This window comes from Micromonospora sp. NBC_01699 (assembly GCF_036250065.1).
In the GTDB taxonomy this organism is placed as follows: Bacteria; Actinomycetota; Actinomycetes; order Mycobacteriales; family Micromonosporaceae; genus Micromonospora_G.
The window spans coordinates 5,111,536-5,118,216 of sequence record NZ_CP109199.1; the positions used below are offsets into that span (position 1 = coordinate 5,111,536).

The 6,681-nt window shown below is 69.8% G+C and carries 7 protein-coding genes; 2 read left to right on the forward strand and 5 right to left on the reverse strand.

Annotation, left to right across the window (positions count from 1 at the left end):
* The first annotated feature begins 111 nt into the window (after positions 1–111).
* Entirely contained in the window at positions 112–945 is an 834-nt protein-coding gene (locus OG792_RS21000) for a hypothetical protein (protein WP_329101419.1), read from the forward strand.
* Between the two features lie 104 nt (positions 946–1,049).
* Here the strand turns inward: OG792_RS21000 and OG792_RS21005 are convergent, their stop codons facing one another.
* Positions 1,050–1,268, reverse strand: coding sequence for a hypothetical protein (locus tag OG792_RS21005; RefSeq protein ID WP_329101420.1), 219 nt, complete (start codon positions 1,266–1,268; stop codon positions 1,050–1,052).
* A gap of 236 nt (positions 1,269–1,504) precedes the next feature.
* Between OG792_RS21005 and OG792_RS21010 the strand changes: the two genes are divergently transcribed.
* Positions 1,505–1,816, forward strand: a complete 312-nt coding sequence (locus OG792_RS21010; RefSeq protein ID WP_329111346.1) for a ParA family protein — start codon at positions 1,505–1,507, stop codon at positions 1,814–1,816.
* Positions 1,817–1,959: 143 nt separating this feature from the next.
* On the opposite strand, the gene OG792_RS21015 is transcribed toward OG792_RS21010, so the two are convergent.
* From OG792_RS21015 to OG792_RS21030, 4 genes are read right to left on the reverse strand one after another with little or no spacing between them, the layout of a single operon-like run.
* Positions 1,960–3,306 (reverse strand): cytochrome P450, encoded by a 1,347-nt coding sequence (locus tag OG792_RS21015; protein ID WP_329101422.1) that lies wholly within the window; start codon positions 3,304–3,306, stop codon positions 1,960–1,962.
* Entirely contained in the window at positions 3,299–4,066 is a 768-nt protein-coding gene (locus OG792_RS21020; RefSeq protein ID WP_329101424.1) for a DUF4386 family protein, read from the reverse strand. Before OG792_RS21020 ends, OG792_RS21015 begins: the two co-directional genes overlap by 8 nt.
* A gap of 25 nt (positions 4,067–4,091) precedes the next feature.
* Positions 4,092–5,489 carry a cytochrome P450 gene (locus OG792_RS21025; RefSeq protein ID WP_329101426.1) on the reverse strand — a complete coding sequence of 466 codons (1,398 nt, stop codon included), beginning with the start codon at positions 5,487–5,489 and terminating at the stop codon, positions 4,092–4,094.
* A gap of 54 nt (positions 5,490–5,543) precedes the next feature.
* Positions 5,544–6,671, reverse strand: a complete 1,128-nt coding sequence (locus tag OG792_RS21030; RefSeq protein WP_329101428.1) for a type III polyketide synthase — start codon at positions 6,669–6,671, stop codon at positions 5,544–5,546.
* Positions 6,672–6,681: the final 10 nt, after the last annotated feature.

Below are 6,681 nucleotides of genomic sequence, written 5' to 3' on the forward strand. Positions count from 1 at the left end.
CGGCGTCGATGTGCACGAAAACCTGTCCCATGTATCGCCGACGCGCCGGTCCCTTCTCGGCGGTAACCTGTCGGGCTGACGCCGGGATCGGCGGCGAAGTTTGGAGGCCGGATGGATCACGAAGCGACGAGCCGCGCGGTGTGGGAGGCGGACCGGACGATCGCCCGGCTGTGCGCCACGAGCTACGTCCAACAGGTGTTTCCCGAAGCGATACGCCTCTGGGGGGCGGACAGCGAGCCGACCGAACCTGACGAACTCGACGCGGTGTGGCGGATGCCGGGCGACGACGGCGAGCGGCTGCTCGTCGTCACCGCGCTGGCCGGCGAGTACGAGCTGCCGCGACGGCGTCTGCCGTACGGGACAACGGTGGTCGGCGGCACCCGCGACTATCTCCGCTACGCCGTCGACCGGCTCCGCGGGCATGGGCGGAACGACCTCGCCGGGGCGATCGAACAGGAGATGTACGGCGACCGCCTGTGGTATTTCGAACTTGCCGCCGTGGTGACCCTCGTGAACGGGGAGCACCGGGTGGAGGACGTCCGAGCCCGGCAGTACGACATCAGCGACGCCAGCCTGCTGCGCGCCCTGCTGACGGCGATTCGGGCCGGCGACCGCGACGCGATCGAGAAGCTACGCCAACCGTTCGGAGAAGACCTGCTCAAGGCTCTGGTCGACGCGTACCCCTCGCTGGACACCTGGCCACAACGTGCCCACCTGGTGCGGGCAGTCTCCGGCCACCACGGTCCAGTGGTCACACCGGTGATGGCAGCCATCCTCGACATCCCGGACGACGCAGGCGGATCGCGCGACCCCGACATGGCACGGGAGGTCCGGGCCATCGCGCTGAACGTGCTGGAGGCCGGCGGCTCCGCCGAGCGGTTCATGCGCTACTACGAGGACGATAAGGCCGCCGCCGCCGCGATTGCCCGGTACCGGGCCGGATAGCCGCCACGCTCCCGCGCGCCACGCACCATCAAGGCCGCTAACCCGCTCGTCGGCCCGCTGGCCACCGCCGGCATCGGACCCTCAGGCGCCCCCCGGCTGCTCGTCTAGGTCGGCGACATTCCGGGTGCCCGGCGCGCTCTCCCGAGCGCGCCGGTCAGCCCCGCCGGATCGGCCTGCGGTCCGCTCGGGCTGGCCGCCGGCTGGGTAGGGCTGGCCGCTTGTTGCAGCTTGTCCCGGTGCAGCTCGATCGAGTAGCGCGCCGTGCTGGAGGAGGGGCTGACCGGTCCGGTCGCGCCGCCGGTGCCGGCCGCCCCACGACACACCAGGCACTGCCGGGCCTTGGTGGTGGAGCAGCGCGCGACCGCACTCTCGGTAGGCCAGGTCGCTGCGCTCCAACGGCCTCGCTGCGCTCGGGAAACAGCCTCGCCGTGACCGGTGAGCGGGGCTACGGTGGCCCCACTGATCGGCAGGTCACGGGGGTGATCGAGATGGCCGAGGTACCTGGCCGGCGCTCCGGTACTGGCTGACCCCGCAGCGTCCGGCCGGATATCCGACCCTGCTGGACGTGATGCTCGGGGACTGCTCGATCCGTGAGGCGACCGCGCCGACCAGCGTGTCCGGGGTGCGGATCGTGCCGAGTCTGGACACCCTGGCCCGGGTCGAGTCCGAGCGCCCGCCAGGGTTGGACATCCTGCTCGCCGCCGAGTTCGACGAGGACCAGGACGTCGACGTCGGGATCCTGGACGCGGCCCCGAGAATGGGCTTGGTCACCGTCTCGATGCTCACCGCGGCCACCCACGTCGCAGTGAGCATGAAGACCTCGACGCTGGACTACGTCGGCGCAGCCGAACTCGCCAAGCCCTCGCCTTGATCCGGAAGCGGCTCAACGCCGCACTGCAGACGACGGCCGTGGTCATGGCCGACACCGACGGGGCGACCGTCCTGTCGCGGTCGCTCGACGACGGCGAGGGCCGACCCGCCTACCGGCGGGTCGGCCCTCGACTGTGTTCCCGGTCAGTGTGAGCGGGGGGTCACCCGCATCCGCAGCCCGTATTTCGGGGCCAGGGTGACCAGCGGCTTGAGCGCCACCTTCTGGTCGGGTTCCAGGGTGAACCGGAACCGCTGGGCGAGCGTCGCGAGGATCAGCTTCGCCTCCATCTCGGCGAAGCCCGCCCCCACGCACATCCGCTCGCCGCCGCCGAACGGCATGAACGCGTACCGGGGGATCTGGGCCTCGCGTTCCGGCGCGAACCGCTCCGGGTCGAACCGGAACGGGTCCGGGAAGTACTGCTCCAGGTGGTGCATCACGTACGGCATGATGAAGATCCCGGCACCCCGGCGGATCCGGTACCCGCCCAGCTCGACGTCCTCGACCGGGGTGCGCTTGTTCAACGTCCAGGCCGGTGGGCAGAAGCGCAGCGCCTCCTTGAAGACCATCCCGGTGTACCGCAGCCGGGGCAGGTCCTCAGCGGTCGGCGGACGGTCCCCCAGTACCTCGTCCAGCTCGGCGCCGAGCTTCTCGGCCACCTCAGGATTCTGGGAGAGCAGGTACCAGGCCCAGGTCAGACCGTTGGCGGTGGTCTCCTGGCCGGCGACGAAGATGGTCACCGCCTCGTCCCGGACCTGCTGGTCGGTCATGCCGGTGCCGTCGACCTCGTCCTGCGCCAGAAGGAACATCGACAGCAGGTCGCCCTTGTCCTCCCCGCTGGCCCGCCGCTCGGCGATGATCCGCATGACCGCCTCGTCGAGCACCCGAGTGCCGCGCTTGAGGAGCTGGTGCATCGGCAGGAGTAGCCATGGCGAGACGAGCATGCCGAACTTGCTGATGTTGATGGCGACGTCCTGGAGACCGGCGACCGCCCGCTGGACCTTCAGCGCCTCCTCGGCCGGCACCCCGCTGCCGAACATCGCCCGGGAGACGACGTTCAGGGTCAGCTTCATCATCTCGTGGTGCATGTCATGCACCTCGCCCGGCCGCCAGTCCCCGATCTGGCGCAGCGAGCTCTCCACCGCGATCTCGCCGTACCCGGCCATCCGGCGGTGCCGGAACGCGGGCTGCACCAGCCGCCGCTGCCGCCGGTGGTGCTCCCCGTCGCTGGTGAGCAGCCCCTTGCCCATCCACCGGCCGAGGGTCCGCAGGTCGTGCGGGTCCTTGGCGAACTTGTCCCGGCGCAGGACCAGCACGTCGTGGATGTGGTCCGGGTGGCTGAGCAGGTAGTTGCGGGTCGGTCCGATGGTGAACGACGCGACGTCGCCGTGCGTCGCGGTCTCCATCATGAACTCGACCATGCCCTTGCCGAGGCCGGGCAGGTTACCGAGGACCGGAACGCCCTTGGGTCCCGGCGGGTGCCGGTCAGCCATGACGGGCCTCCGCCGCCGTACCGCCGCCGGCGGGCACCGGGGTCGCGGCCCCGCCGCTTGTCACCGAAGCAGCCGCCGCCGGTACGCCCCGCCGCAGCGCCACACCGATCCAGACGAACCAGACCGGGGCGGCCACCGCGCCGCCGAGCACCGCCGACACCAGCACCATCGGGCCGATGCCGAACGCCACCCCGAGGGCGGCAGTGCTGGTCAGCACGCCCAGCGCGATGCCGACGTAGTTCAGCGGTCGGCTCAACAGCCGGTGCCGCAGCGCGAGGATGCTCACCACCAGGAAGAACGGGCCGAGTGCGCCGAACCGCAGCCACGTCGCCGGGTCCAGGCGCAGCAGCAGGTCGGTGGTGACGATGGCGGTACGCACCGACGGGTCGCCGGCGGCGTACTCGCTCGCCCAGAGCGGGGTGGCGGTGACCAGGCGGAACGTCTCCACCGCGGTCACCCCGAAGGACAGGTACGCCAGGCCGGTGGTCCAACGCACCCACCCCTCGTGCCGGTCGCGGACCAGGTCGGCGATGGCGGGGATCGCCCCGAACGCGAAGATCGCGCCGAGGGCGTACCCCCAGTAGTAGAGGATCCGCGGCGTGCCGTTCTCGGCCAGCCGGGTCCACAGCTCGTGTTTGTCGTCGTGGATGAGCTGTGTCGGGTCGAGCACGAAGAACGTGGTGACCACGAGGTACGAGACACCGACCAGGATGGCGCAGGTGCCGCCCAGTCGGTGGAGCTTGAGCCGGTTGTCGTCCATAGGGGACATCTCCTCGCAGCCGCCGTCAGGCCGACGGGCGGCGGGGTTCGAGGGTCATCCGCAGCCCGTATCGGGGGCTGGTGGTGACCTGCATCTTCGCTTCGACCGGGTGGTCTGGCACCATCCGCAGCCAATAGCGCTGGGCGATCGTCGCCAGGGTGAGTTGCGCCTCCAGTTGGGCCAGCCGGTTGCCGATGCACAGCCGTGGCCCGCCGCCGAACGGGAAGTACGCGAACCGGGGCCGGTCGGCCGACTGTTCCGGGAGGAAGCGGTCCGGGTCGAACCGGTCCGGGTCCGGCCAGAAGTCCGGGTGCCGGTGGGTCAGGTACGGGCTGATGTAGATCAGCGAACCGGCCTTGACGTGGTACCCGCCGATGGTGTCGTCGGCCGCCGCGCGCCGTTCCAGCCACGGCACCGGGTAGAGCCGCAGAGTCTCCTCAAGCACCCGGTTGGTGTATGCCAACTCCGGCACGTCGGCGACGGTGGGCAGCCGGTCGCCGAGCACCCGGTCCAGTTCCTCGTGCAGCCGCTCCTCGACCTCCGGGTTCCGGGACAGCTCGTACCAGGCCCAGCTCAACTGGTTCGAGGTGGTCTCGTAGCCGCCGAGCAGCAGGGTGGCGATCTCGTCGCGCATCTGCTTGTCCGGGATGCCCTCGCCGGTCTCCTCGTCCCGCGCCTCCAGCAGCATCGACAGCAGGTCGTGGGTCTCGGTGCCCTGTTCCCGGCGCTCGTGCAGGATGCGGTAGATGATCCCGTCCAGTTCGCCGAGGGCGGCGGTGAACTCCTTGTTGCGCCGGGTCGGCACCTTCGGCGGAGGCGCGAACGGCACCATCGTCCGGTACAGACAGTAGTTGATCACTGCGTCGAGGTTGCGGGCGATCGTGGTCACCTCGTCGTCGCTGCGCAGGCCGGTGCTGAACAGCGACTTGGTGGCCACGTTCATGGACAGGTTGACCATCTCGGCGGCCACGTCCAGGGGTTCGCCCCGGTCGGCGTACGGCTGCCAGGTGTCGATCCGGTCCACCACGTCCCGGACGATGAACTCGCCGAGCTTGAGGATCCGCTGCCGGTGGAAGGCCGGCTGCATGAGCCGGCGCTGCTTCTTCCAGAAGTCCCCGTCGCTGGTGAACAGCCCCTCGCCGAAGGCCAGCTTGAGCGGCCGGTACTCGTGGGACTGCTTGTCGTAGTTGCGGCTGTTCACCTGAAGCACGTGCCGCAGGTGGTCGGGGTGGTTGACCAGGTGCACGGTGAACCCGGCGACGGTGAACCGCGCGATGTCGCCGTACTCGGTGGTGACCTGCCCGAGGAAGCCGATCAGGTCCCGCCGCAGGTCGAGCAGGCTGCCGAGGAGGAATTTGCCGCGTGGTCCCGGGGCCAGGCGACGGCCCGCCCCGGTCGGCGCGGTCGGGGCGACGCTAGCCATGCCTCTCCTTCTGTCCGGTCCCGGACGCGACGCTCCGATGCGCCGCCGTCAGGGTCACCACTGGAGCAGGACCGCCTCTTGCGAGAAGCCCGGTCCCATGCCGACGACCAGGCCGTAGGTGCCCGGGTCCAGCTCGTACGACGAGAACGTCTCGTCCATCATGTACAGCACGGTCGGCCCGGAGACGTTGCCGACGGTCCGCAGGATGTGCTGGCTGAGCTTCAGGTTCTCGTCGGTGAGGTGGAATTCCTCGGCGGTGGCGGTGAGGACCTTCGGCCCACCGGGGTGGATCAGCCAGTGGCCGATCTTGTCGACGGTGAGGTCGTGGTCGGCCAGTAGCGGGTCCAGCACCGGGCGCAGGCCGGTCCTGGCCAGGCCGGGCACGTCCACGCTGAGCCGGTTGCGGAATCCGTTGTCCAACACGTCCACCCCGGCGACGTGCAGGGTGTCCTGGAGGAACCCGGAGCGGGTGTCGACCACCCGGGGCAGCCCCGGCCGGGCGAGCGGGTGCTCGTCGCCGACCATCAGGGTCGCGGCGACCCCGTCGCCGAACAGCGCCACGGTAACGATCTGCGAGACCAGGTCGGTGTAGAAGGAACTCTCGGTCAGGTCCCGGTCGAGCGCCTCCTGGAGGTAGCCCTGGACGCCGCCCTGCCAGAAGGCCGTGCCGCCCAGTTCGCAGGTGAGCAGAATGACCGCGTCGGTGGGGTGGCCCTTGAGGTAGTCGGCCACCCGGCTGAGCCCGGCCACCCCGGCCATGCAGCCGAGACCGTTGATCGGCACCCGCTTCATGGTCGGCGCGAACTCGATCCGGTTGATCAGGATCGCGTCGACGGTCGGCACCGAGACCACCGTGGACAGCATCGAGGTGAGCTGGTGGATCTCGGTGGACGCGATGCCCGCGCTGGCCAGCAGCTTGCGGACGGTCTTCTCGCACAGGTCGGCGGCTTCCTCGACGCAGCGCGCGGCCACCTGGCTGAACGGCGGCGGGTCGAAGAAGGTGTCCAGCGGCATGGCGAAGTAACGGCCGTCGATCTGGGTGTTCTGGAAGAGACTGTCGATGATGTCCAGGTCGATGTCGAGCCCGATGGCCTGACAGTACTTCTTCAGGGTGCTGGCGAGGGTCTGCTGGTCGTAGTAGTACGTCGGCAGACTCGTCTCGGTGGCGACGATGTACGGCATGCTGGTCCTT

Excerpts from the sequence above, each read along its gene's own strand:
- OG792_RS21000 (WP_329101419.1), top strand. The coding sequence starts at position 112 with ATGGATCACGAAGCGACGAGCCGCGCGGTGTGGGAGGCGGACCGGACG.
- OG792_RS21015 (WP_329101422.1), bottom strand. The coding sequence starts at position 3,306 with ATGGCTGACCGGCACCCGCCGGGACCCAAGGGCGTTCCGGTCCTCGGT.
- OG792_RS21020 (WP_329101424.1), bottom strand. The coding sequence starts at position 4,066 with ATGGACGACAACCGGCTCAAGCTCCACCGACTGGGCGGCACCTGCGCC.
- OG792_RS21025 (WP_329101426.1), bottom strand. The coding sequence starts at position 5,489 with ATGGCTAGCGTCGCCCCGACCGCGCCGACCGGGGCGGGCCGTCGCCTG.
- OG792_RS21030 (WP_329101428.1), bottom strand. The coding sequence starts at position 6,671 with ATGCCGTACATCGTCGCCACCGAGACGAGTCTGCCGACGTACTACTAC.